The organism is Pseudomonas sp. FDAARGOS_380 (genome assembly GCF_002591235.1).
In the GTDB taxonomy this organism is placed as follows: Bacteria; Pseudomonadota; Gammaproteobacteria; order Pseudomonadales; family Pseudomonadaceae; genus Aquipseudomonas; species Aquipseudomonas salmasensis.
This window is the reverse complement of the sequence record NZ_CP023969.1, coordinates 89,438-114,526: the sequence shown is the minus strand read 5'-3', so window position 1 is coordinate 114,526 and position 25,089 is coordinate 89,438. Positions and strand designations below refer to the sequence as shown.

The 25,089-nt window shown below is 50.5% G+C and carries 23 protein-coding genes; 9 read left to right on the top strand and 14 right to left on the bottom strand.

Annotated features, from left to right (window positions below; genetic code table 11):
* Nucleotides 1-13 precede the first annotated feature (13 nt).
* Both CRN80_RS00530 and CRN80_RS00525 read right to left on the bottom strand, forming a co-directional pair.
* Entirely contained in the window at nt 14-1,126 is a 1,113-nt protein-coding gene (locus CRN80_RS00530; protein ID WP_098949303.1) for an XRE family transcriptional regulator, read from the bottom strand.
* Complete coding sequence (locus tag CRN80_RS00525; protein WP_010218781.1) at nt 1,119-1,739, bottom strand: hypothetical protein; 621 nt, start codon at nt 1,737-1,739, stop codon at nt 1,119-1,121. Before CRN80_RS00525 ends, CRN80_RS00530 begins: the two co-directional genes overlap by 8 nt.
* A 265-nt stretch (nt 1,740-2,004) precedes the next feature.
* Between CRN80_RS00525 and CRN80_RS00520 the strand changes: the two genes are divergently transcribed.
* The 3 genes from CRN80_RS00520 to CRN80_RS00510 all read left to right on the top strand — a co-directional run bounded on the left by CRN80_RS00520 (nt 2,005) and on the right by CRN80_RS00510 (nt 4,432).
* Nucleotides 2,005-3,171 (top strand): restriction endonuclease, encoded by a 1,167-nt coding sequence (locus CRN80_RS00520; RefSeq protein ID WP_098949302.1) that lies wholly within the window; start codon nt 2,005-2,007, stop codon nt 3,169-3,171.
* 80 nt (nt 3,172-3,251) lie between these two features.
* Nucleotides 3,252-3,722, top strand: coding sequence for a RusA family crossover junction endodeoxyribonuclease (locus CRN80_RS00515; protein ID WP_010218777.1), 471 nt, complete (start codon nt 3,252-3,254; stop codon nt 3,720-3,722).
* On the top strand, nt 3,722-4,432 hold the full coding sequence (locus CRN80_RS00510; RefSeq protein ID WP_098949301.1) for a hypothetical protein: 711 nt from the start codon (nt 3,722-3,724) through the stop codon (nt 4,430-4,432). Before CRN80_RS00515 ends, CRN80_RS00510 begins: the two co-directional genes overlap by 1 nt.
* Before the next feature lie 278 nt (nt 4,433-4,710).
* Here CRN80_RS00510 and mauJ read toward each other — a convergent pair whose 3' ends face one another.
* The 3 genes from mauJ to CRN80_RS00495 form a co-directional block, all read right to left on the bottom strand.
* Entirely contained in the window at nt 4,711-6,036 is a 1,326-nt protein-coding gene (gene mauJ, locus CRN80_RS00505; RefSeq protein WP_178081009.1) for a methylamine utilization protein MauJ, read from the bottom strand.
* 86 nt (nt 6,037-6,122) lie between these two features.
* Nucleotides 6,123-7,847 carry a hypothetical protein gene (locus CRN80_RS00500; RefSeq protein ID WP_138183476.1) on the bottom strand — a complete coding sequence of 575 codons (1,725 nt, stop codon included), beginning with the start codon at nt 7,845-7,847 and terminating at the stop codon, nt 6,123-6,125.
* 517 nt (nt 7,848-8,364) lie between these two features.
* The gene (locus tag CRN80_RS00495; RefSeq protein WP_098949299.1) at nt 8,365-9,075 is read right to left on the bottom strand and encodes a hypothetical protein; all 711 of its coding nucleotides are present in this window, start codon (nt 9,073-9,075) and stop codon (nt 8,365-8,367) included.
* A 524-nt stretch (nt 9,076-9,599) separates the two neighbouring features.
* Here CRN80_RS00495 and CRN80_RS00485 point away from each other — a divergent pair.
* From CRN80_RS00485 to CRN80_RS00470, 4 genes are all read left to right on the top strand, one after another.
* Nucleotides 9,600-10,133: a 3'-5' exoribonuclease gene (locus CRN80_RS00485; RefSeq protein WP_138183475.1), complete on the top strand. Its 534-nt coding sequence runs from the start codon at nt 9,600-9,602 to the stop codon at nt 10,131-10,133.
* Complete coding sequence (locus CRN80_RS00480) at nt 10,126-10,527, top strand: hypothetical protein (protein ID WP_098949297.1); 402 nt, start codon at nt 10,126-10,128, stop codon at nt 10,525-10,527. Before CRN80_RS00485 ends, CRN80_RS00480 begins: the two co-directional genes overlap by 8 nt.
* A gap of 76 nt (nt 10,528-10,603) precedes the next feature.
* Complete coding sequence (locus CRN80_RS00475) at nt 10,604-10,972, top strand: histone-like nucleoid-structuring protein, MvaT/MvaU family (protein ID WP_098949296.1); 369 nt, start codon at nt 10,604-10,606, stop codon at nt 10,970-10,972.
* Nucleotides 10,973-11,258: 286 nt separating this feature from the next.
* On the top strand, nt 11,259-12,683 hold the full coding sequence (locus CRN80_RS00470) for a protein kinase (protein ID WP_178081008.1): 1,425 nt from the start codon (nt 11,259-11,261) through the stop codon (nt 12,681-12,683).
* 238 nt (nt 12,684-12,921) lie between these two features.
* On the opposite strand, the gene CRN80_RS00465 is transcribed toward CRN80_RS00470, so the two are convergent.
* The 3 genes from CRN80_RS00465 to CRN80_RS31165 all read right to left on the bottom strand — a co-directional run bounded on the left by CRN80_RS00465 (nt 12,922) and on the right by CRN80_RS31165 (nt 14,601).
* Nucleotides 12,922-13,740 carry a hypothetical protein gene (locus CRN80_RS00465; RefSeq protein WP_098949294.1) on the bottom strand — a complete coding sequence of 273 codons (819 nt, stop codon included), beginning with the start codon at nt 13,738-13,740 and terminating at the stop codon, nt 12,922-12,924.
* 24 nt (nt 13,741-13,764) lie between these two features.
* Nucleotides 13,765-14,061: a hypothetical protein gene (locus tag CRN80_RS30290; RefSeq protein WP_138183474.1), complete on the bottom strand. Its 297-nt coding sequence runs from the start codon at nt 14,059-14,061 to the stop codon at nt 13,765-13,767.
* A gap of 270 nt (nt 14,062-14,331) precedes the next feature.
* Complete coding sequence (locus CRN80_RS31165) at nt 14,332-14,601, bottom strand: hypothetical protein (RefSeq protein ID WP_178081007.1); 270 nt, start codon at nt 14,599-14,601, stop codon at nt 14,332-14,334.
* Between the two features lie 362 nt (nt 14,602-14,963).
* Between CRN80_RS31165 and CRN80_RS00455 the strand changes: the two genes are divergently transcribed.
* The gene (locus CRN80_RS00455) at nt 14,964-15,146 is read left to right on the top strand and encodes a hypothetical protein (protein ID WP_098949293.1); all 183 of its coding nucleotides are present in this window, start codon (nt 14,964-14,966) and stop codon (nt 15,144-15,146) included.
* Between the two features lie 265 nt (nt 15,147-15,411).
* Here CRN80_RS00455 and istB read toward each other — a convergent pair whose 3' ends face one another.
* Together istB and istA are read right to left on the bottom strand one after the other, a co-directional pair.
* Nucleotides 15,412-16,215, bottom strand: coding sequence for an IS21-like element ISPsy20 family helper ATPase IstB (gene istB / locus CRN80_RS00450; protein ID WP_029241171.1), 804 nt, complete (start codon nt 16,213-16,215; stop codon nt 15,412-15,414).
* Nucleotides 16,208-17,707, bottom strand: a complete 1,500-nt coding sequence (gene istA / locus CRN80_RS00445; protein WP_138183595.1) for an IS21 family transposase — start codon at nt 17,705-17,707, stop codon at nt 16,208-16,210. The genes istB and istA overlap by 8 nt, the downstream gene beginning before the upstream one ends.
* A gap of 214 nt (nt 17,708-17,921) precedes the next feature.
* Here istA and CRN80_RS00440 point away from each other — a divergent pair, with 214 nt between their 5' ends.
* Nucleotides 17,922-18,290 (top strand): histone-like nucleoid-structuring protein, MvaT/MvaU family, encoded by a 369-nt coding sequence (locus tag CRN80_RS00440; protein ID WP_098949292.1) that lies wholly within the window; start codon nt 17,922-17,924, stop codon nt 18,288-18,290.
* A gap of 128 nt (nt 18,291-18,418) precedes the next feature.
* On the opposite strand, the gene CRN80_RS00435 is transcribed toward CRN80_RS00440, so the two are convergent.
* The 4 genes from CRN80_RS00435 to CRN80_RS00420 form a co-directional block, all read right to left on the bottom strand.
* Entirely contained in the window at nt 18,419-19,171 is a 753-nt protein-coding gene (locus tag CRN80_RS00435) for an HNH endonuclease (RefSeq protein ID WP_098949291.1), read from the bottom strand.
* A 13-nt stretch (nt 19,172-19,184) separates the two neighbouring features.
* Complete coding sequence (locus CRN80_RS00430) at nt 19,185-20,582, bottom strand: AAA family ATPase (RefSeq protein ID WP_178081006.1); 1,398 nt, start codon at nt 20,580-20,582, stop codon at nt 19,185-19,187.
* Nucleotides 20,583-20,826: 244 nt separating this feature from the next.
* Nucleotides 20,827-21,798 (bottom strand): hypothetical protein, encoded by a 972-nt coding sequence (locus CRN80_RS00425; RefSeq protein ID WP_256588633.1) that lies wholly within the window; start codon nt 21,796-21,798, stop codon nt 20,827-20,829.
* 117 nt (nt 21,799-21,915) lie between these two features.
* On the bottom strand, nt 21,916-24,882 hold the full coding sequence (locus tag CRN80_RS00420; RefSeq protein ID WP_098949289.1) for a TrlF family AAA-like ATPase: 2,967 nt from the start codon (nt 24,880-24,882) through the stop codon (nt 21,916-21,918).
* Between the last annotated feature and the right edge of the window lie 207 nt (nt 24,883-25,089).

Here is a 25,089-nt window from a genome sequence, read left to right as displayed (position 1 = left end):
AGCTTTGTTAAGCCTAGCGTTGGCAGCTGTTCACTAACCGTAAAGGGGCGATAGGTACGTTCAACATGAACTGAATCTTCACCATCTCCGTGCTCAAGCCGGCAGCAGCGAGCACGCGATTCCACGTCGCGTAGTCCAGTAAGTCGATTGCGCGCTGAACGAGGAGGGGGGACTCCATCGGAATCAAATCGTCAAACTCTTCGCTTTTTGTAAACCCTTTACGCGCTAGGTAGGTAAAGCCACTCTTCGCTTGATCGGCAGTTAGCAGATCCAATGCACGAGCCCGATAGATTAATGCCTTGAAGCTCACCTTCCAGCGAAGCTTTAGCTCCTTGAGCGCTGGCCAGTTCAGGTACTTCCCTCTCATGGTCGGAAACTCCGCAGCGAAGCTTGCTCGTGGCATCAGGAGTGCGCTGGCGAACTGGTTGGCTTGTTCCTCAGTCTCACGGCACCCTGTCTCGATCCCTTGATGCATGACTAGATGGCCGAGCTCATGGGCCAGGTCAAACCGTTGCCTTCCAGGGTTGGCCTTGGATGTATTGCGAACGATTAAAGGACGTTTGTTAAACAGAGAAAAAGCATCAATTCGGTCATCAGCGTCTGCAAGGTTGACCACCAAAACGCCAATCTTCTCTGCGAGCTTTGTCACACTTGATAGCGGCCCTAAGCCTAATCCTTGTTCCCTGCGAAATCGCTCCGCTACCAACTCAATCTTCCCAGCACCGGTGACAGGTTCATCAAGGGCAGCGAAGTCCACGACAGGAAATGCGACCTCCTTGTCCAGCTCATCAACCAGCAACTCGAACATCTCAACTTGAGCGGCGATGGTTTTTTTGAGAGTAAGAGTCGAAGTTCGGACGCTCCGGAAATGGCATTGCTCTAGCTCGACGCCACTTTTTCGGGGGGCAAAGAAAAAGCTTTCCCCAACCTTCAGGACTTCGCAAAGCCGCTCCAGTTGATTAGGGGAGGGTATCGCGTTGACCTCAAGCTTGTGCGCGTACTGCCTGGTAACGCCAAGTAGCTCACCAATCTCAGCAAGGGATCGCCCCGCCGCGCACCTAGCGAGGCGGAGCTTGTCGGGCGAAAACTCATCACCCAAAGGCAGGAAGCCTGTTGTGTTATTCATCTTTCGAGTCGGTATCTTTCATTTCTGTCTGTGCGGCGTCTTTCTCGCGACGGATCGGCAGCGAGTCAACAATCTCAACGACTGGCGAAAGCGCGGTCGTGCGAACCGAGACCAAAGGCTCATAGTTGTGAACCCATTTGCAGATAACGTTCCGGTTCGTGTCGAAACCCAAGATCGAGACCGTCAGGGTCGGCCCATCAGGGTTACGATCACTATCTACGTATACCCGCCAAGTGAGGTTGCCATCGTTGGCTGGCCCGAGAAGGCTGTCGTGATATCGCTCGACTTGGTTTTTTTGTAAACGATGCCCTTTCTTGCGTAGGTCAGGGTCATCAGTTACGAACTGCATCAAAACCCCGTTGACGCTGACTGTGTAATCCAGTGTTTTGTTGACGAGTCGGAACCAAGGAAGGTCACCCTCACGTTGAAGACGTATGAAGCGACCATGGATGCGCCCATACGGAAAAACCCCTCGTGTCCAATTGGTGTCATCGTCTGTCGAAGTAGCCTCTAGTGCCTTATACGCAGCGTCCAAGAGGTTATTGAAAACGACATCGAGATGGGCTCGGCTGAGCTTCGGCTCAATCTCGCTTGGATGCTGGAATTCTGGCATTTGACTCTCCGAAAAGCGTGCAAATTCTAAGTAGTGTCAACTGGCATTTTTGTGCATTTTCTAGTGATTGTCAACCAGGTAGATGCAGGTGTTATTGTGATCACTGTGTCCGTGATTGGGCGCTTTTATCAGTACCGTCAGGACTTGATCAAGCACGGTTCTGTCACTCTGGATAGTCCCGATGGACGAGCTGATGGCACTGAGCTATGTTCTCTTGCAAGATAAGCGCGAGACCGCGCGATGACTCAAGAAAGGAATCGACGCGATGATTTACCAATGCAATGGATGCAGCAGAACTACCTTCGAGATCGCATGCCCGTGGTGCATGGGCTCTCAGGTTTCGCCTTCATCAGAGCTCACGTTGCGACACCTCACGCCACTGGATCCTTCGTTTTATCCCGACTTTCAATACAGATCCAAAGGCTTGATTCAAGACTTTTTCGGGAAGAAGAAGGAGCAAGCCCAGCTCAACGATCTTCTGAACAACGTATTGAGAAAATACTCGGAGCTAAAGCAGCCGTACTTCACGAACTTCATTCACACCACCCGGGAGCGCGCAGGTAGCAGCGATGACGCAGGGGTACCCGGCCCACGGTTGGATGGTGTGTACAGCGAGAGAGAGCTGTTCAGGGAAGTCTTGATTCGCAAAGGCTTTGACGAACTTGAAGGTCTTCCATCCCTATTGGACAAGCTGCTACAGACCACCGCCTTCAACTCTGTCTATCTGGGCTTCTCCACAGAATTGACCCGCCACATTCGGACTGATCTTACCGACACCTTACGTTCTTGGATTGAAGAGGCAGGAACGACCTTCAGGTCTGACTTGGCCTTGTTCTATTACTACCTGTGGGAAAATGACGTTGCTTTCCCCAATGTGCAATTCAATCCCCAGGCGGCGTCGACATCTGGTGTGCCACTCCTCCCGATACAGGTTTTCCGGAATGGCCTGAGCCTCTGCGAAGAGATTTATTTCGATATTCTCGTCGAGCGTCTGGGATCTCAGCTGGAGCATTTTAATCCGAATCAGTTCATCACCATGTACCTGGTGGATGCTATGGATGGGTTTCAGTTTGAAGCCTTCCTGGTTGAGATCTTCCAGACCATTGGCTATGACGTCAAAGAGACCAAGAAGACGGCTGATCAAGGCGCCGACCTTTTCGTTACCCGGTTCGGTAAAAACATGGTCATCCAGGCTAAGAACTACTCTGGCTCTGTGGGCAATGCTGCTGTGCAGCAAGCCATCTCTGCTAAAGCGTTCTACGGGTGCGACGAGGCTATGGTAGTCACGAACTCCTATTACACAAAGTCTGCAAAAGAATTGGCCGTTACGGCGGGCGTGCGGTTAATTGATCGTGATGGACTCCAGATGTATCTCGATGACTATAACCAGAAGCTGATTGAGATTTTTCAGGCAGAGGCCGACGAAGCTTGAAATTTTTGTAAGTTCAAATGAAGTCGATAGTGAAGCTCACTGCTAAGGCTCCTTCAACGTATGTATGACCGGAATAGATTATGACGATCCCGATTGAGTTTACGGTTTTAGGTAACCCGTCTTCTGTTAATTCGACCTCCAACAAGAAGAACATATGGAAGGCACTGGTTGAGAATGTGGCTCGAGGAGCTGTAGCGATCAAGTACCCTGGGATAATTCCCTACGAGGGAGCGGTAACCGTAAAGGTGTTTTATTTTCCAATAAGTCAGCAATATATAGATGTTGATAATGGTTTGAAGCACACCATTGATGGTTTCGCTCCACATATCCTTAAGAACGATAAGACAGTAGCTCGGATCATCACTGAACGCTTTGCTCCAATACCCAGCGCAAGCCTGGTCGTCCCTATCGGTTTCGCGTCTGAAATCGCAGGGGCGCTGATGATTGCTAATGGGGCGGGGCTTACGCCTTCAGGTTCCGCTCTGCCTAAGCAACATGCGACCGCCGTTAAAGTTGAAGCTTATGCCGATAATAATGGGAGTTTTTGGTAATGGAAGAGTATGAAAGGTACCAGCTTGATTTGATAGTAAGTGAATACAGAAGTAAGGGATATGTTATTGAGGTAGAGTCACAGCTTCCGGGGATTAGTTCGAGATTTGACGCCGTCGCTCGAAAAGAATCTGAAGGTAAGATGGTTTTGGTAGAACTCGTAAATCCAAATCTTTCGGAGGGTCAGATAGCTGTTCGGCGACGCGCAATCGCGGAGACGGCTTCACTGTTTCCAAATGCATTGGTTGATTTTCGCTACATTGATACTAAGAATTCTGCGTTTTTGGAGTTCAACAAGAGAGATGACGATTTTAGGTATCAGCAATTCACTGATCTATTAAAAGCTAGATTTCCTGTATTCAACAAAAAACCGAAGTATGCATCTAGACAGATGCTGAGCCTATGGGTGGGCTACGCTTGCCTTCTTAGGGGGTTCGGACGTTTCTGTAACCACCCCGACAGTGAAACTGCCTCAATTTTAGATCTATACAACAGTTTTCTGAGGAAGGGAGGATTAGTGCCAGCGGAGCTGACTGATGATGCGGTGAATCATGACCTGTTTCAGATGTATGAGGTGGTTGTAGCTGCAACGCAAGGTGCCATTGTAGATGTGGAGTATGTGAAACAACTTAGGGGACATTATCAATCCCTTCGGAAGCAAGCAAAAAATTATAGCAAGAATGGTATGCCAGGAGATAAAATGCGCTGGTAGTCATCATCATTTTCTTGAAGGCCTTCATTTATCCAGAATAAAGCAAGTGCGAATGATCAAGTGTAGGGCTCCAGAAGTTATGGTTGAGCAAGAGTAAATTAAATGAATGCAGGATGCCGCTTAGGTTGGCACCCGTTTAATCACTATACAGAGTTGAACTTGGCTAAGTTTAGCCGGGAGACATCGAATCCTCCGCGAGAATTACTATTCTCGGGGGGGATCTGCTGCAACTGGTGATTACATTTAGGGAGTCGAATAACTTCAACGCCTCCACGGAGTTAGTCCTCTTCAGGGGGGATTCTCTCCAAGGCGGCCTTGAGCTCGTCGATGATCTGCCGATGCCCAGACAAGTCTGGCATGGCATTCTCCAGTATGAAAGGCTCTGATTTACCTAAGCGCTGTTGCAGGTTTGAAGACCAGATTTCCACCGACGCATAACAGTACAAGGCGAATTTAAACTCCTGTAGAGAGAGCTCCGACGGGATGTCACTTCTGCTATCACGCCGTTCATTTAGTAAGCCACAACCCGCTAGAGGATCAATTAGCAAACGTTCGTTTCTGAAATCCATCCAAAAAATAAACGCCACTCGACCGTTGGCCGACTCCAGACGAACACCTACCTTCCCGTCATCCATGCCAGCGGATATAAGGCGCATATTTCCAAGGGGAGCGCATGACTTTCCTTTGCGTGCGAGTACGTAAAAGTCATCAGGAATTTCGCATTGCCGGTTCGGAGCGAGCTCACCCTGCTTCAGGCTGTCCAACTGCTCCTGGTCAAACAGAGCACGAAATCCTTCGAGCTCATACAGGTGCTCCCGTTCATATGCCCACCGTGCTGGCACCCCAAGACGCTCCTCCATAGCGAGCTCAGCAAGATGTCTCATCAGTGGCTTGTCCATGTGAATCCGCTGGTGATCAGCCGGGTCATCAGGATCTACGATATCGTCGCGTTCGGCATGTGCGATAGCATGGCGGCCTTGTGTTGCTAGGTAGTCGGAAATGTCAGTCCCAAGAGCCTGCAACTCATCACGACGTGCGATTGAGTCTCTGTCCGTTAATACCGGGAGGGCCTGCTGGATCCACGGCCCTCGTTCTCGGCCAACAGGCAGAGAGCGGGCAAACGCTTTGTAGAATCCGAGAAACGAGTAGAAGGGATTGCCGAGTGACAGCCCTTCACGATAGTAGGCCATCGCTTTGCGGGCTTCATCGCTTTGAGGGGAGTGGAGGTTCTCGTCAGAAAAAAACTCGGTAAAGGCGTTGTTGCGAAGCATACCTACTCGATGTGGATGGCTACCACCACCCCACATGACTATCTCTACTTTCGCACCCTCACGCCAGGCCATTGCAGTCGCCAAGCGCATCACTGCCGCTCGCCCTTCATTGACAGTCATGTCTTGACCATTAACTCGAAGCGCGATTGCAGGGAGGCTCCGATGCTGCCCTTCGGATATAGCTGGTTGCAGCAAAAACTCTATCCCCTCAAAGGTTATCAGCTGAGCCCTATTTGGCCAGAAAACCTGGGTTTCCAGCCCGCCAACCACCCATTCGCCTCGTTGGGCCTGATATTGCTCTGCGCGTTCGAATGGATCATCGGTTGCAAGCATCGTGAAGCTCCTAGGATTGGCCGCTGCTGTATCGCCCCAGTTTATATTGGTTATCGATGTGAGCGACCTGATTGCGTGCCTATCTTCTAGAGCCCGCTTTCGTCCAAGGTGTTTTGTGAACGTAGTTTATTCAACGATGGATAAACGATTCTAAGCCAATTAATAGCTGAGTCTGAAGTGAAGGAGTCGCTAAAACTGTGTATCTCAATTAGCCCAGGACTATTAATTCTTGCGCAATTGAGCGTCTCAAACGCCTTATCGTGATCGCCTGATGCTCGCCATCGCTCAACCAGCGCGAGATCCATACATGCTTCTAATTTAGGAGGTACCTTGATTCCGGACGTCTTATGTCGTTTTTTGAAATAGGCATTATGCTGCCTTATATGTTCTTCAATAGGCCAGTCTGTTACTTCTCCCGTCGCAGTGTGAATTATTAATGACTCGATAGAAGGAAGGTTTATAGCTTCGTAATCAATGCTTTCAAGCTTGGTTTCAGGGTGAAGAGTCGGATGGGTGAAATAAGCAAAGGCAATATATAGGCCGACGAGGGCCCGATGATGCTCAGGCTTAAGTTGGCTGCGTTTGGCTAATCCTATTTCTAGAACCCTTCGAACGTCATACAATTGTCCATCTGGGTGGTTGGTGAAGAATTGGTCGAGAAGTGAGATGTATCCCTCAAAATACAGTCTAAAACTCTCATTCGAAAGGCCATCCGTTCTTGATATCCACGTGCTAGGACACATTTTTGCCTGAATTATATTGGGGCTTTCCCAAGTGTAATTGTAAGGTTCCTTCTCAATCTGTTCTTGGTTTTCTATAAAGGACTGAATTACTGACTTTGCTACCCTTCTTAAACCACGAAGAGTCAAGATTAGCTCGCCACCTATATGGACTGTCTCACTGGAGCCTGAAAAAGCTAAAAATTCGTTGGGAAGCGGCTTGAGAGTATGCACGTACTTAGAGCGTACATTGTAGATATTATTCAGAGCTTCCTCGAAATCCCTTTTACCTACCGGCGATGGCTCGCCAGAGAGCTCGACAGAGAAGTGGACATCTCTGATGTGGCTACGGATGAATGCCTTGAATCGTTTGTTAGCGGCCACGTGTTCAACTTTTATCAAGGTATCCTTGATGGCATCTGCATGAGCTTTTTCTATGCCCTCCATAGCTTTTTCAAGCGGTCGGCGCTTCCGATCCTCTATGTCTGACCAACTGCTTTCATATCCGTCGAAATCCTGAACCAAAGTCTCCATGGACATGACAAGGAGGGTATACGAGAGATTTACATCCTCTTCAAGGCGGTGAAGTGCTGCAACGTACGTCCGGATTGCCTTCATAACGCCTAGAAACTTAACGCGAGGTAGACCAATTATGCTTTTCAGTAAACTCTGAAAGTTAGGGAGATCCTCAGGTTTAATATATCTATCTTTATCAAATATTTTGGGTATTAGCTGTTGAGGTGTGTCGCGCCGATTAATTGCCCCGGCTCTAATAAGTCGATCAGCTACGGACGAGCTTGGCGTGCAAATACAATCTAGCGCGAAAGACAACACGCTTGCACAGTCATCAATATAGGCGTCAATACCATTAGAATGTAAAACGCCAGGGCCAAATTCGGTGCCCTCTACATGCTCTGTGAAATCCCAAAAAAGTGCATTACCGTATTGGGTGTGCGCAAGGGGGGTGAATGATCCTATTGCTGTATCAACAGTTGTGTCACTTGGTAGATGTACATTGGTGTATAGCACCCCTTTTAGGCGATTGGTGTGCGAAGGGTGGGTAAATAATTTAGCTGTCGCGACCTGAAGCATGGCTACTCCTTTAGGTATGTCCAGATGAAGGTAGGCAACTCGTATCGTGTTATTTATTAGCTGGCCTCATGGGTCGACTTTAACGCTGCAAGAGCCTAGTTCACAGCGTACCCGATGGACGATCAGGTAGCTCGCATTGGTGATCAGCGTCTTCAACCTATGACTGCCCTTCTGAACGTATGCCTTAGCAATGGGAGACCGACACCTATAGCGCTGTGGCTCACGCCTAAGATGGATGTTCCCGACCTATGAGGCGGATATGTCGCAATCGGCGGTTAGGGATTTTCATGAGCAGGCCCTCCTGGCGTTCGCAGTGGGTCGTGGGTATGCCGTTGAAGTGCGCCTGTGCTCCCGACTCGACGTCAGGCTGTTGAGAGTGGAGGTCACATTGTTGCTGGCGTGGAGCTTAGTAACCATCCGCAGGGGCAAGCGGAGCACGCAGTCCTTGGGCGGAACGCGTCAGACGGCGAGTGGCTTGGTACACGACGCAGGCGTGCAAGAAGCGCCAAGTTTTAGTTTAGTCAGCCACTGGGTGGGCCATCGGAGCGAATGTAAGCGCCTGATCGCCGGCCCTGACGGACATCGCAATCATCACCTTGTTACCTTCTACGAGAGCGATGTCACACGTGTTGGAGACTGTTTCGCTGGTGGCCGAAACTTCGCTAATCAACGTAAGCATGTACGAGGCCACCAGCTGTCTCACCTGATCAGTAGGATAAGAATCGAGTGCTGCAGTCACCACGCCCTGTAGCTTGGCCTGCAGCTCTTGCGCTTGCTCCAAGGAAAAACCGCCAGGGAAGCACATCACTCTTCCCTCGGTTAGCCCGCATAAGGATTCGGCGCTGTGATGCTGGTGGAAGTAGACGAACCGTGTAATCGCTTGATCATTTACCACAGTCGGATATGTGAACATCCATGAGGTCTCGGCTAGATCTGCTTGAAGACGAGGGTTTTCGGCATGGAATTCTGAGAACGAGTGGCGGGTACGCAGGATCAAGTCCAAGACATCATCAGGGCTGTTGAAACCGTGATCTCGAACAAACGATTTAACTGGATCTAGCATCGCCAATGAGCCCGCCCCGGTGATGACGCCAAATTTTGTCCTAACGATCTTTTCCTCATTGTCACCGCAAGGGATTTTCAGGCCGTCCTGGGTGATTTGGGTGACACGCTTGTCGGCGGCGATGATGACCTCATCACCTAGATGAGCAACCAAAATACAAGTCATGACTTCTCTCTCTATGAACATCGGCCAAGCCGGCAGGGTAAAGGCGCGATTGTGGAACCCCTTCGGCTCAAGACATGGCCTAGCCCTGGCTCACTGCAGCCGATCCATCAAGGCGCCCACTATTGAATATGGTTTGCAGAGCGCCTTCAGCAGGTTTTCAAGCATCTGATGCTCTCACGTGCTAAGTAGAGCTACCGGCTCAGTCCCATATCGATCCCCTGAGTCGAAAGACCAGCGCCGTCCATCCGAACTCACGCACGCTTCGCAGTAAACAAGCTCATCACAGTCGTTGAAGATCGTAATGCTCAATCCCTCGATCTCGACCAAGAACATGCCGGCATAGAGTTCGTCCCAAGTCTGAGCGCATACTCTGACCATCACGCGTCGCCCAAAGATCACATCGCGCAATACCTGGCAAACCTCTCTCGCTGTGAGCGCAGGCGTAGGTTCTTCAGGACAATCGGTTAAAGTCATAAAAGAAACCAGCCGGCTTTGATCGTTTTGCCAAAGGTACACTGGCACGCATGAACCAGATACTCACAGGGGAGGAGGGGATGAAGGTATTTTTGGACTGCGAATTCACTCAGCTTAACCGCGACACGAAGTTGATTTCGCTGGCACTCGTGTCCGAGGCCGGCCACGAATTTTACGTCGAGCTCACAGATACCTACCAAGTGGCAGACTGCAGCGACTTCGTGATCCAGAACGTCCTGCCTCAGCTCAACCTCCCTCAACATGGGCAACCCTTGGTCGAAGCTCAAACCTCACTGCTCGCTTTCTTGAGCACCCTTGAAGGCCCGCTCGAGATTTGCTCGGACGCGCCGGATTGGGACTGGGATCTCTTCTGCCTATTGGCCTACGTAAATCATCGTTGGCCTGCCAACGTTGCCAATAGTCCAACCAACCTGATCCTGCTATTCAGGCATCTCGAAGCGGATGATATCGGCGACGTGACGCTCCCGGAACTTCCCCATCACGCGCTGCTGGATGCTCGCCTCTTAGCCGACCTTTATCGCCGACTGACTGCCGGTTCCAATCGAGGCACTGAACATGGCTGATGATCTTCGTACGCGTGAGTCTGTTAGGCGCAAAGCCCTCTGGACACTTTCGCACCTGGTGCCGGGCGACCCACAAGCTGCCGCTATTTTGAATGTGCTTGACGACATTGAAGACCAGGAGCGCGTGGACTTAAACCAGAGTCATCCACATCTCGATATTGATGCTGTCCGCAAAGCAGTCCTGATTGAGCGCCACAGTTCCGGTATCAACATCGTTGACGAGGCCAGTATTCCCCAGCCATGGCGTGAACGCTTTCTGCAAGCGAGCATCGGATCGACGCGTCTAGTCGATGGCCCGTACGCCCATGACTGGGACAAATTTCTGACTCAATGGCAGGCTGAGATGAAGCACTTGGATGCTCACATGTCTGCAAGGCGTGAGCATCAGCGTTAGGCGTCTGAGGGCCCTTCGATTGTCTACTTTGGATAGTGCTGACTATGCTGGCAACACTAAATATCTGAGGTGTTACATGTCCCGTCTCGCTGAATTCCGCGCGCTTGAACAACAGCTTGCTGCCCAATTGGCAGAGCTTGAAACACTGAGAAACGATGATAGTCTGAAGCGCGAAATTGAATTCGAAACGAAACTACGTGACCTGCTAGGTGAGTATGGTTACAGCTTGCGCAACATCATCGCCATCCTGGATCCTCAGTCCAATAGCCGCCGCGCTCCAGCTGCTGCTGAAACTAAAAGCAGCCGCAAAGCTCGCGCAGTCAAGGTCTACAAGAATCCTCACTCGGGCGAAGTTGTCGAGACGAAAGGGGGCAATCATAAAATTCTGAAGGAATGGAAGGCCAAGTTCGGTTCCGACACAGTCGAGAACTGGCTGGCCCAGTAACATCTGTTGAGTACAAATGGAGGGCCCTGCGGGGCCCTTCTTTATGGGGATAGGAAATGCTTCGTTCAGTAGCGCTTGAGTTGGCAACCAGGTTCGGCATTGCCCGTCAGAGCAAGCTCTTTTGTCTGCGTTTTATCAGATATCTGAATGTGCTCGAGAACGCATGATCTAGCCTAGACTTCGCTTCACCGAACCGCCACCTCGATAGGTAGGGGGTCGTAGCATCCCACTGTAAGGCGCCTTGCTTTTTGAAGGCATTTGAATAACACCTAAACGAGAGCATGTTTTGAGCAGGATTGAGCAAGGTGCAGTTTTTGGTCAGTGGACATTGGGTCAGCTCCTCGGCAAGGGCGGCAATGGCGAGGTATGGGAAGCCACAAATGAAGGTGGAGAACACCGAGCGATAAAAGTCCTCATACGCGGCGGCACTGATGAGCCATATCAGCGTTTTTGTCGAGAGATAGAGGTGTTGAAGGGGCTTGGCATCCCAGAGGGAATCGTGCCTCTACTGGACAGCTATATTCCGGCGAATCCTAAGAGGGAGAGACCTTGGTACGTCATGCCGTTAGCTGTGCCTTACTTGGACACCATAGAGCACAAGAACCCATTCGAGATTGCCACCGACTTTCAGACTCTAGCAAAGACTCTGAGTCGGCTGCATGGCGGAGGTATCTCTCACCGAGATATCAAGCCTGCTAACTTCTTGGTTCTGGACGGTCAGATTTGCCTCTCAGACTTTGGTCTGGTGAAGCTCCCAAACGCAGAAGGGTTGACACCCGAGCGCCGGGACGTCGGTGCGAAATTCACTATGGCACCAGAAATGAGGAGAGCACCAATTGAGGCCGATGGACAACTGGCAGACATTTATTCGTTAGCAAAATCGCTCTGGATGGTTCTGACCCGTAGACCGTTAGGGTTCGATGGGCAGTATGACCCGCGTACTTCAGTAGGGCTACGCCACTACTTTCCCGAACTCTACCTGACGCCACTTGATGAGCTTTTAGCTACCTCTACCGACCACGAACCCAGACAGAGACCTCCTCTTGAGCATTTCATAGAGATGTTGGAGCAATGGAAGGGCATCAATGACGATTTCGATACCAGAAATGGGCATGAGTGGCGAGAGGTCGCGGATAAAATATTCCCGTTAGGGACGCCAGCTAGAGCTCAGTGGGAAGACCGGCTACAAATCTGCGCTGTGCTGAATACCGCCGCATCGAGTTCCGGGTTGAATCATATGTTCTATCCGACAGGAGGGGGAATGACGCTGATAGCGGCAGACCTTGCTCCGGAAAACGACATGATTGAGCTGCAGGTCAGTGATCGTATGTTTGAAATTTGCTGTCCAGAGCGCCTCTATTTTGAGTCATGTGCCGGGAAGCCAGAGTGGAATTATTTCAGGCTTGAACTCAAGCCTATCTATCCTGCGCTAGATAATGATGCTTTCGTATACCTTGAACACTCTGAGGAGCTTACTGAGATCGCACCTGGTGTTTATGCACCTCTAAATGCCTGGTTCGAAAATGAGTATCGAGGCAGACCTCTGAGTGAGGAGGCAAGGCGTGTCACGCGATTGTCACGCGGCAGCTTCGTGATCTTCAGCAGTTCTTCTGTCTACAATCGCGTACCAGATACCTACGACGCCCGGCATAACACCATGTCCGCTGACGAATTTAGGGCCTATATTCAGCGGAGCGCTAGTAGGAGCTAGCTGGTAAGGATGAACCAAAACCCTTTCCAGCCTAACCCAATTGCGCCGATGGGAAATTCGAGAGTCGGCGCGGCTGGGGCGGTCACTTGGGGTGCAGGCGGGGGGTGCCGAAGAGCGCTCGACGTATCCCATCATAACGTTAATTACAGGTTGTCCATTAGGTTTGCACGTTGTCCGTGCGTTCGTCCTGAGTGTCTATAGTTAGATTAATATCTGCATTGCACTTGAGCGCTTCTGATCATATGGTAGGTAAGGTTGAAGTTAGAGATCGACGTAGGTCTGGTTTCAGATAATCGGAAATTATGATTGGAGTGAGAATTTTGCTCATGTCGCTGGCGAAGTGTGCCCCAATTTTGAAAATTGGCTCGTTTGGCTTGAAATAGTCATCCATTGTTCTGTCGCGAACTCTATCCAGTATTAGAGTCGTTACAGTGGCTAGTGAGCGCAAAGAGTTGTATAAATGACTGCCGCTTGAGAAAGTTGAAATAAGTTGCCAGTGTCTATATTTGTCTGCCATGATGAATGAATACTCTGACTGGAAACCATCTAGGCATAAATAGTGGCAAAGTCGTTCGTGAGTGAAGTTTAAATCCCGGTACCACTCCATGAGCTCTTTTTGATAAAGAGAATAATCTGAATTCGGTTCGGGTTTTTTTATTATTTTCTTACAAATCCCTTCAATGTCAGTCCATTCTTTTTGTATAGTGTCAAGAAATTGCGAGGAGACTTGAAGTGTTGAGCCGCTAGTGGAAGACGCTTGAGTAAATGTTTTCCCATAAAGTTCTATTGGCTTGATTATTGTTATTTGGGATTGTATGTCGCAAATCTTTTCTTCGATTTCTTTTTTGTTTGCTATGTGGTCTGCAATTTTAAATTGAAATTTATGACTTATCTCGCGCCCTTTTATTTTGTCAAATTGGTCGACGATAAACTTTACGTGACCATAGTAAATGTCATTTCGATTTTTTAATTCGCTCTGACTGATTTGTTTCTCGGTTTGGATTGTCCGGTGTACATTGTTGACTATGGCGCCAAGGGGGACTGAAGTCGCCAGCATAATTAGTGGTAGTTTGCTAATTGCCTAGAATTGTGCGTAACCATCAGCGGATAATTCTAGTGTGTGATCTTTCCAAGCCCAGAAGCCAAATATTAAAAATAGATAAGCTGGATAAGTTGTGGCGATAATGAAAAGTGGCTGTTTAAAGAGTTGTCGATCATCTAGGGTAAGCCAGCCATTGAAGTGGAAAATTATGGCCAGGCCAAGTGAGCTTGCAAGTGCTGAATATAGAAATTGCATGTCCTGGTCTTGAGTGATGCTGACAATTGACGTTGCTGTGCCTAATATGAGTAGTGTGAGTAGTGGAATAAAGTTTTTCATAAATAGTAGGTCGTTTTTGTTGATGAGGTAAGTTTTATGTAGAGGTTGAGGTTTATCGAGCAAACCTATATCCCACGATTGCAATGATGGCTTTTTCGGAGGCACGAAGACTGTATAGTTTGCAGGGTATTCGCAAGCTTAAGCAAGGGCGAGAAGGCTACATCCAGTAGCTAGGCAGATAGTACCAAACCTCGCTGGGGACTTGGAGTTTCGCAAGCGGAGCGTGAAGCCCAAGATGGGCTATAGATCGAGGACGACAGCTTCTAGGACTTAGTTTACGTTGACACCAATGGTTTGCCTGAGCCTCCTACTGTTCGCGCGGATTGAAAACTGCCCTAGGGCAGATTGCCGATTTGTCAGCAGCAATTGTGGATTGGCGTAAAGCATATCTTCAGCGGCGCGGAAATGTTCTGCCATGTAGATCGCGGAATCGAAACGCCACCCACGTCTGGCGGGATCCTCGCTGGCGTCAAACGCACCAGTAGCACCAAAAAGAAACGAAATATCGGGGTAGTGGATACCCGCTAATGAGACTTTCACTTGCCCAGCGTCCCTGTCGCAGTAGCCAAGGAAATGCCATCCTCAGGTAGTCGATCCCGACCAAGGAAAATTAATCGCTGCTTTCCCGGTGATGTAGTGAGTTTCAGTGACCCGAGCAAGGTCGAGATCGAAGTCTACCAACAGCTTGTCCTCGAATTATTGGGGCTCAAGGTAGTGCTGAATCGGGCAAGCGGAGCGCGCAGGCGCGAGGATGTCCGCCCGCAGGGCCAAGACGCCTAGGCGGCTTGGTTTACGACAGCCGTGCTCGAAGAGCCGCGCCCGCATCACTCTTTGGCATAAGCCTCCAACCGCTATCACTCTGTTCTTACATGAGTTGGTATCCGTACGAGTAAGGCGAGGGGATGACTGTTGTAAAGGTGCTTGCCGAGTTTGATGAGTGGCTGGCCAGGTTTGGCAAACGCTACCTGCACCTGAATACCGGCGGTGATGAGTATGTAGGATTTATCGTGGATGCCGACCGCCTCGACATCATGATCGCGATGGCCAAAAAGGCCGGCATTGAGGCGAGGCTTGAAACTTTCTAAAGGGCAAAAGCCTCAAGCAGGTTGCCTGCTTGCTACCGTTATTTTTGAACTAAGTCTTTGTATAACTCTCGGGCCTCAATGATCTGATCCCTGAGCTCCTGGGGTGTTGGCGCTGATTAAAAACTGACCCACCCTGCCGATTGAAAATTGACCCAGGACGGATTGCTGATTTTTGCCCCAGCAATTGTGGATAAGCTTAGCAGCAGTGTTCCGATTCAAGACGCATCAAGCCCCACCGCATGCAGCAGGGCATTTATGGTGCGGATCAAAATGGCTCATCGTCCTCGACATCATCTCCGTCCTTGCGCTTTCGTTCCCGTGACTTGATCTTTGTCTGGGCGGCCAAGGTGCTGTGTTGTAGGCGGTAGGACTCGTTGCCCGTTTCGACGATGTGGCAGTGGTGTGTCAGCCGATCCAACAACGCGGTGGTCATCTTGGCGTCGCCAAACACACTCGACCATTCCGAGAAGCTTAGGTTGGTGGTGATGACCACGCTGGTGTGTTCGTACAGTTTGGACAGCAGGTGAAATAACAGGGCACCGCCGCTTTGGCTAAAGGGCAAATATCCCAGCTCATCCAGTATCACCAGGTCTGTGCGCAGCAGTCCCTGGGCGATTCGGCCTGCCTTGCCATCGTACTTTTCACGCTCCAGCAGATTGACCAGATCCACCGTGGAAAAGAAGCGCACGCGTTTGTTGTGGGCCGTGATTCCGGATACAGCCAAGGCACTGGCCAGGTGTGTTTTCCCGGTTCCAGGGCCGCCGATGAACACGACATTCTGCGCGGTTTCAGTGAACGCCAAGCTTGATAGATCGCTGACCAGCCGGGCATCAGCGCTGGAAGCGCTGAAGTCAAAGCCAGCTAAATCACGGTGCATGGGGAGTTTTGCCATGTTCATCTGATGATTCACCGAGCGCACCGCGCGATCCGCATGTTCCTGCTGAAGCAGATGTTCCAGCAGCCATTTCGATGAAGCCGTCGACGCTGTTCCTTGAGAAACCAGTTCTTCCCAAGCACTGGCCATGCCGTGCAGGCGCAGTTCTTTGAGTTCAGTCATTAGGTCACGCATTGCGATTCTCCTCATCGGTCGCACGGAGCCGGTCGTAGCGTGCCGTATTGGCAACAGGCGCGACCTTGAGTTGCAGGCTGGTTTCTATACAGGGAGGTGGTGCGGTGGAGGTCAGGCGGGCAACGACATTGAGGATGTGATCGGCGCTCAGACTTCCCGATTCAAGTACCAGCTCCACCGCCACCAGCACTGGTTCGAGACCCGCAATTGGCACAGCAGCCAGTACCTGCATCATGATTCGATCACCGTTGGTGTGACGCCTCAGTCCTCGTTTGAGAAGCCGTAACGGTTTTGGCAGATCAGCAAATGGCGCGCCGTTGCGCAATGCACCAGGCTTGCGTTCGATAAGTGGGATGTAGTGCTGCCAGTCAAAACTGACCTGATCTCGATCAAAGAGGCGCTCGTGACTGGCGATCACCGTTTCGTCAGCAATGACCACGATCCGCGAAGGGTACAAACGGCTGCTGACCCACTGACCGACTCGCTCACATGGCACTGAATAGCGATTTCGCGCCACGCTGATCAGGCAGGTGCTGGAGACCCGCACGGTACGCTCGACGTAGCCATCAAATGCCGTCGGCATTGGCATCATTTCGACCTGCTCCAGCTGCAAGACCTCGGCCACCGTCAGTCCGTTGTACTGCGGATGCACCAGTTCGCTCCAGAGCGACCGGCAACGTTGGCCGAGCCAGACATTCAGTTCCTCAAAGGTATGGAACATGCAATTTTGAGCATCGAGCCAGATTCGTCTGCGGCTGTCCTGCACGTTCTTTTCGACGATACCTTTCTCCCAGCCAGAGGCCACGTTGCAGAAGTCCGGATCGAACAGATAGTGCGCGCACATCACGGAAAACCGGGCGTTGACCGTGCGGCCTTTGCCTTTGTTAACCTTGTCGACAGCCGTTTTCATGTTGTCGTAGATGCCGCGACGCGGCACACCACCCAACGCTCCAAACGAACGGGTATGGGCATCAAACAGCATCTCGTGGCCTTGGCTGGGGTACGCAACCAACCAGAATGCGCGGCTGGCGCACAGCTTCATGTGGGAGACCTGGATACGTCGAAAAATACCACCGATCAGCAGACCTTCTTCGCTCCAGTCAAATTGAAAGGCCTCACCGAGCGCAAACGTCAGCGGTACAAAAGCGCGTAAAGACTTGCCTTGCTCGCCTCGCCAAGAGCGGACAAACGCCGTGAGCTGGCTGTAACCGCCGTCATAACCCTCGGCCTTGATCTGCTCAAAAAGTGCTTTGGCGCTCCTGCGGTTGTGTTTTGGCCGGAACGAATCGGCCTTGAGCGCCTGTTCCAGCGTCTCGTGGAAAGGGCTGAGTTTGTTGAAGGTTGCGCACCGTTGGTACGCCGGCTGAGTGGCTTCGGGTGCTCTGACCCATTTTCGGATGGTGTTTCTAGAAAGCCCGGTACGCTTGGCTATCTGATGCAGCGAGAGCTTGTCGCGGAAGTACATCCGCCGGATTTTCCCCAACATTTCCATGCTGATCACCCTGTGTTCTCCTGCTCAAAAAGTGAGCAGAAGCAGTTGAACACCTGGGTCAGTTTTCAGTCGGCAGAACAGCCTCTACTGGGTCAGTTTTCGGTCAGCGGCAACACGAATAGCCTCATGAAGGGCCAGATTCATAACGCCCCCCGACCTTTTCACCTAAGGTGCTGCTGACTATACTGCCATCACTAATTATCTGAGGTGTTACATGTCCCGCCTTGCTGAATTTCGCGCCCTTGAGCAACAGCTTGCTGCCCAACTGGCAGAGCTTGAATCCTTGAAAAACGATGATGGTCTAAAACGTGAGATCGAGTTCGAGCAGAAGCTCCGCACTCTGTTAGGCGAGTACGGTTACAGCCTTCGCAATATCGTCGCCATCCTCGACCCTCAGTCCGCTAGCCGCCGTGTTCCAGCCGCTGCTGAGACCAAAGGCATCCGGAAAGCTCGATCCGTTAAGGTGTACAAAAATCCGCATTCCGGTGAAGTCGTCGAAACCAAAGGCGGTAACCATAAAGTTCTAAAAGAATGGAAAGCTGAATACGGCTCTGACAAAGTTGAGAGTTGGCTCTCGAAGTAAAGTACGGGGAGCGCAAGAGAAGGGCCAGCAGGGCCCTTCTTTTTTAGTGATTCAACTATTCGCTCGCTACGCGCACGCCTATGCTGCTCATTTGAATCTAGCGACTCAATTTGCGTAGCAGGTGCAGCTCAAATTCGGACTAGCTGTTCACTTTCCTCACGAATTCTCAAGACCTCCTCTTCGACAGCCCCTACAACCGCCTTGGCTTGAGGCAAGTTGTATTGGTCAGCAAGCTTGCGGAGCAAGGATAGTGCGGCCTCCTTCTTACTGATGCTTTTCTCTGCATAAATTTGGCGAAGGTAGTTCTCTGCTTCTTTACGGTCGGTGGCGAAACGATCGGCCAGGCGAGCAGTATTTAAATTGTGAATTTTGCAGACATCAATAGTGTGTGTTCCTTTTGAGCTGTTTGCTTTGGGGTGTATTCGGTTCCATCGATCGAACTCTAAATGATCATGCCACTCATCCAAGTGAGGGTGCACGATTGTATAATCGTGTGATAGCGAAGGTGGGGTGGATGTGGCCACCTGGTCTACAGTAATTTCAGTAGTCCATTTTCCTCGATTGCAAACTTTGCATGCAACTGCCAGGTTTGCATATTCAAACATGAATTGAGGGTGGCCGGACTTGTCTATTATGTGTTCTGCATCATAAGTTGCTTTATGGTTTTGGAGTTCCGAACTGCAGTAGCAGCAACGCCTAAGTTGACCATTCCAGTAGTGGTCTTTTATTTCATTCTTGAACTTTGTAATCACAGCTTTGTCGGCAGGTACTTTTGTGTCCCAAAAGTGCTTGTCAGCTGCTCCTTTATTCTTGAGTAATTGGTGCTCAATATCTGTGAAAGATTTTGGGGTGGTAAAAATAGGTGGCTTAGCTCTAATCATTGCGCACCTCCAATCAATTTTCTGAAAGCATTCTGTAAGCATCATTTATCATCGCAAGATCTTTATCATCTCGCGTAGACCCCTTGGAATAAATATGCCTAAGCCTTTTGAGCTTCTCCAGGGCCTGCTTACGCTCTGCTTTAGTGCCGCCTTCTGCTTGAGTTACAGCATCAAATATTTTACTAGCCATCTCTACGCTATCAGTGATTGGAGTTTCAAAAATATCCAGCAAAGCATCCTCAACGGAAGCTTTTTCATCTTTCAAATCGACCTCTTGGGTGGTAGTCCCCATTCGTATCACGCCTGCGCCAGCGTTCTGTGCACGCTGTACAATTAGTGGTGAATGGGTTGCTACGATTACGTGGCAATCTTTGAACGGGGCGATCGAAGCCAGAAGAATGTCGAAATAGAGTTGCTGCCAAGTGGGATGAAGGCTTAATTCAGGTTCGTCAATTAACACCACTGCGCCATCGGATAGCGAAGAAACCAGACTAAGCAGTGAGCAAAGTATCTGCTGCTGACCAGAGCTTGAGTAGGAAATGTCCGAGCCCGGGTGTTGCTCGGATCCTATGAAGCAATTGACAATTTTTAGGAATCCGAGTTTTCTTAAAAACGCTAGAGACTGAAGTGTCGCAAAGTCAAGCAGATGCCGATTGTTAAAGTCAAAGCTCAGTTTGAAATTTCGGTAGTCGACTGTTGTTCGCTCTAGTTGCTCCATTGCACTTTCAATTAGACTGGCTAAAGCTAGATGGTCTGACAGTGATGCTTCAACCGCTAGTGGCGAGCGAGCCAATGTGCCAATGGGAACAGCGTTGATCGCTTCCGTGATCATGTTTCGAACGGCAGTTCTCCGATCTCGTGCGGAAAAGAGGTCTGCTAAATTCTTTTTTGATGAATATTTAAAGCTGAGTTTGCTACTGAATTTGAGGATTGATAATGCGTGAGCCAAGGCTCCGGCATACTCAGATGACTCACTCAGCCTGAATATCGAATTTTCTAAAACTGATTTGGAAAGATTGGGGCCGATTGACCTAGTCCCACGATGAATTCCTGCACAGATATATTCATCTATTTTGGATAGCGGTTCAGTTGTGTAGCTTTCGAGTAATGACTTTTGAATTGATTTGGGAGAAGGGAATCTACTGAATGGGCTGAATGTTTGAGCAACGAGTTTAAGAGGCTTTGCCTCTTCAGGGTCTCTATAATTAGTGTTGTCAATGGTGTAAATAACAGAGGGGGTAAAGGATGTGGATTTCGGTTTTTCTCTGAAGAATTGCAGTATTGAGTTTAGAAGTACGGTCTTTCCAGATCCATTTGCCCCTGTAATAATGTCAATTCTGTTAGTGTTGAAATCATGTTTGCCGAGTCCATTTGTAAATCCAACGGAGGTATGTATTTCGCGGATCCGCATTGTAAGAGTCCTTTCTAACTCATGAAGCATTCAAGAAAGCAGCGATGCACGGATGATAGCGACCTTGATAGCGTTTTGCCATGCTGTAAGCTCGCATATTTCACCTACTGCAAAGGTTCATCTTAACCAGTCGCTTGCTTGGATACCGAGGCACGGCAATCAAAAAGGTAAGACCTTTCAGCGAGCATCACCCGAACAGTTCGCCTGCGGCCTCGTTGTGCCAGCTGATCTTTAGGCGGTTTCTTTAATCCATTTCTAGTATGTAGCGACAATGGTCGCACAGTGCATCCGAATGAATTTCCTCAATGTCCGCATCGTCATCAAGTATTGTCCCGCATTGCCTACATTCGGAGGCCTTTGGGCCATCCCCGCAAATCGCGCACTGGCTTTCCTCGATAACATATGAATCACGTTCACAGCGTGCGCAGACATCTAGCGGGCCGTCCCCACCTTGAGTGGCCGCAATGTATAGGTCTTTGAAATATTTCCCTGTGAGCATGGAATCGACCACATCATCAAACTGCGATGTGGCTTCGCATCGAGTACAGTGAAACGTTGTTATCGAATGTTTGTCGACGTCGCCTGAGGCTTTCATGAGCTTGGCCCTGCATTTAGGACAATGCAGGTGCTCTGTGGCGCTTGCAAGAATTTTCGAGTGCCAAGAGACGCTACTGAGTGACTCTAGACACGCTTTTCGCTCTCGCTCGTAGAAAGCTTCCTGCTCAGTTAGAAACGTCCAGATGTCTTTTCCAAGCAGGCTTACTGGACTAATACCTAAATGGACGGGAACGAACTGCTGTATCAAGTGAAAGCAGTTTGCAACGGTTTCTAGCAGCACCGATGTCGGACGGGTGCTGTAATAGTGTTCAATATCATTTCTTGTGTTGGTGAGAGCTTCAAGAAGCTTCCACTCGACTCCATCGACTCCCAGTCCATCGAGTCGAGAAATTATCGTCCGTACATCTGCCGTCTTTTTCCCGCTGCCCACCCAAATGGGCTGACCATCTGGCCCCATGATGGGAGTCACCTTTTCCTTGAGCAATGCCTCGCTTGAGTCAGGTGTGCTCATGGCCTGCAACTTGACCTTGAAAAGCAACAGTAGTCCCGCGGTCAGATTTCGAATGGAGGAAAGGGCTCGAGCTTCATCGTGTTCTGCAGCTCTGAAATCCTCCACCCCAAGCCGGATGGAAGCTACAGCGTTATCTCGCATTGACATCCCTTTGTCCTTACCAAAATTCCTGTTTATGAGATCCAGAGGGGCCGCTCATCATTGAAAACGCTTCCAATCCGCCGCTCGATGGTAGAACACCATATCAAGCGGCGATCCTAGAAATTACCGTGAAAGCCGGACTCGCAGTCGACGAGCACGCTCCTTAAACGCGGTCTCACCACCTTCGAGAATCTCGCATACCCGCTCACGGATCAACCTGTCCTCCAGTCCGCCCGATAAGTAGGTGATAGGAGGCAACTGCCCGTTACCATGAGGGCCGCATTCGGCGATGATGATTTGGTCGGCATCCGTGTTCACGACGAGGTTGGCATTGTGGGTCACCATAATGACTTGTCGAGTCGACTTGGCGGCCATGAACAGTGGGACGAGATCATTGTAAATTGACTTGGGGTCGAGGTTTTCTTCTGGCTGATCAATGATCAGTGGCCGGCTGTCTTTCGCATCAAGCGAAAGGTAAAGAAGCAACAGCACAATTCCTCTGGTGCCAGGAGAGAGCTTCTGGATTTCGACGCCGTCGTAATTTATGGCGTAACGTACAGAAATATGGTCGGTGCCGTAGAGCCATTGAGCCAAGCGTTTAGTCCACCGTCGATACTCCGCAATATCCGATGTGGCTACCGGCGCGTGCTCAACTAGCTGCTCCTGATAGTTTTTAATAAAATCTCTCAGCGCGAGAAGCACGCACTCGTCATCTCCATAGAGCCAAGGAGTATTCAAAGACTCGAGCACTTTCTCGCGCAAGCTTCCCCGGCCTCTGAAAGGGCCCTTTTTCGATAGGTTGAGCAACGACTCGCCCTCGGCTGCCCAAGCTTCAATGTCGACAGTTCTGGCTATTGAAAACGAAAGTTTATTGAGAGTCCCTTGGGCACTTTCCAATCGCTGTTTGATGGGTGAGTAGAGCTCCTGAAGGACTTGCTCCTCAGCTATCAGGGCAGAGAAAACCCGCTTGTATGACTCACAACGTTCACCTACCAGAACTTCGAGACGCTGGGAGGCCCCCACATGGTCGTTTAGCTTCTCCCTGCTTGCCCGCAATAGCTCAGTTTCCGTTGTGATTTTTATTGAAAGCTCTTTGAATCGCTTTGCGGTGTCTTTGTCGATGCTGACCAACTGCTGGAGTCGATCAATTTCTGCCAGCAGCAACGAGAGATTGCATTCTTCAAGCTTGGCGCCTTCAGCGATAAGCGGCTGTTGAGCGTCTTCGTTCGGAGCCGGTGGGGTTCCTATCCATGCGTCTCTGCTCTTTTGAGCCTTGAGTAGCATCTTTGATAGGATGGCTCCGACGTCGCCTTCGTAGTCCCTGAAAAAAGCACTCCACTCATCATTCCCCAGACCACTTTTGGTATGGCGTGCTTGGATGTCTCTAAGATCACTGGGCGCCACGACTTGGCGAACATTGTTGACCTCATCCTGCATCAGAAGAATCTGCTGCTCTTGGGCTTTGTAATACCTCACATAGCCGGCAACCTTTTCTGAGGCGGCGGTCAGCAACTGCAGTCTGGACAGCCTGACCTCTGAGCCCTTCGCGACAAGCTTACTTCTGTCTTCGGTTAGCCGTTTGACCAGCGAATCTTTTTCCAGCACCTGCGTAGTCAGCTGGGGCACGAGGCTGCGTTTTTCGAGTTCGGTGTTGATTCTCTCTGACAGACTGCCGAGTGATTCTTCCTCCCGCCGCCTAGCCTCTCGATATCGCTCAGAACGGATGTCTCTCAGGTCATTGAAGCTGATGGCACCCTCACGCTCGGTGGGGGAGTGCGACTCGTAAATTACCCGCTCGACCTCTGCCAGGAGGCCGTCCGTCATACCATCAGCTGAGCAAAGCTCTTCCACGAACTGCTGCGACAGATACCGAGCTCTTGGGTACACGAACTCATCGTCAGTCGTCTGGTTGAGCGGGCTGGCCTGCGTGTCACCGTTGCACCAGGTGATATTCACTTCAGCATTTTGTAGGTGGTCTTGGGCTCTCACCAAGAACGAGTGCCCTGTAATTGCGTTGCCCCTTGCGTCACAGCCTGCCGCCAAGATGTCAGCCAGAGCGGTCTTTCCTGAGCCTCTTGCGCCTACCACGGCAATCAGGCCCGGGTTCAGAGCCAGGGATGGTGTCTTGAGCCATGGTGCATTGGTTATATCGACTTGGGAGATGACCTCGGAAGCATTTCCGTAAGGCGGTGGTTCCTCTCCAATGAAAGCCCTGCCTGCCGGGTCGATACAAGCCTGACGAAGCGTATCGAAGGTAGGGCTTCCCTTGAGCCAGCTAAATCTCTTCCCATCAGGCGCCCCAGTCTTGGCAGTTTGATGGGCATCGCTGCCATGCAAGCACGGCTTCAGGCCGTTGTACCGCTCAACCAAGCTCTCCGCGGATAAAGCTTTTCTACCAAGCCAAAAATCCCTTTGGTTCGGATTGGAGGCAAAAATGACATGCGCGAACCGCTCAATTTCCTGCCGCAACACTTCATCTGCACCTTCTTTCAGTGCGGAGGTACCGTCATTCTCTTTTGCCGCGACTGCGATGATGAGGTTGGTTTGTGCCCACTGGCTGTTTTTATGCTTATCCTTCAGCTCCTGAAACGAAACCTTGAAGCGCTCAGCACCATGGCGCAGGGCCGCTTGGTCATCTTGGATGTCAGGGTTCGCTCGCCTTCCAAGCCTTCTCAAATCGCTTGGGGTGCACCTGAACTCGTCGTCGAAAGCCTTGAAAGTAAGCGAGGCAAGAAAGCGCTCAAGCTCTTCTAGGTGATTTTCTTCATCGGGACACACCAATAGGTGGGCGTTGATCCAGGATTTTGCAGTTCCTACATCGAAGCGAATTTCGACATTAGGAAAGAGAAGTTCGCAGCTTGCAAGCCTACCCGCTTGCTTGTGCTCAACTAGCTGTCTGTAGGTATCAAGCAGGTAATAATCCGTCACCGCGATCGCGCTGATGGCGGGAAGGGCGTCTTCTAGGGCTTTTAGATATCCGTCCCAATCACCTCTGAACTGATCGTTGAACAACGTGCCTGGTGCGTGTACGTGGGGATCCCATCGAAGCCAGCGAGATCCAGAGGAAAGAGGCGTTGGTTCAGTCTGCATATTTACATCCTAGTAGGCAGATGGGAGACACATTGCGGTCACGACGCCCGAGCAGGCGGAGCGCGAGCATGAGCTGTCATCGTGCCACTATTTTGGATTCGGTCAGCTGTGTCAATCTGCTCCCGATGGGGCGAGTGCCCTTACCTAGTGGCGGACAAATCGCCAACGATCCAGCTGCGGTGTAGATGGAGATGGGCTGGAATAACT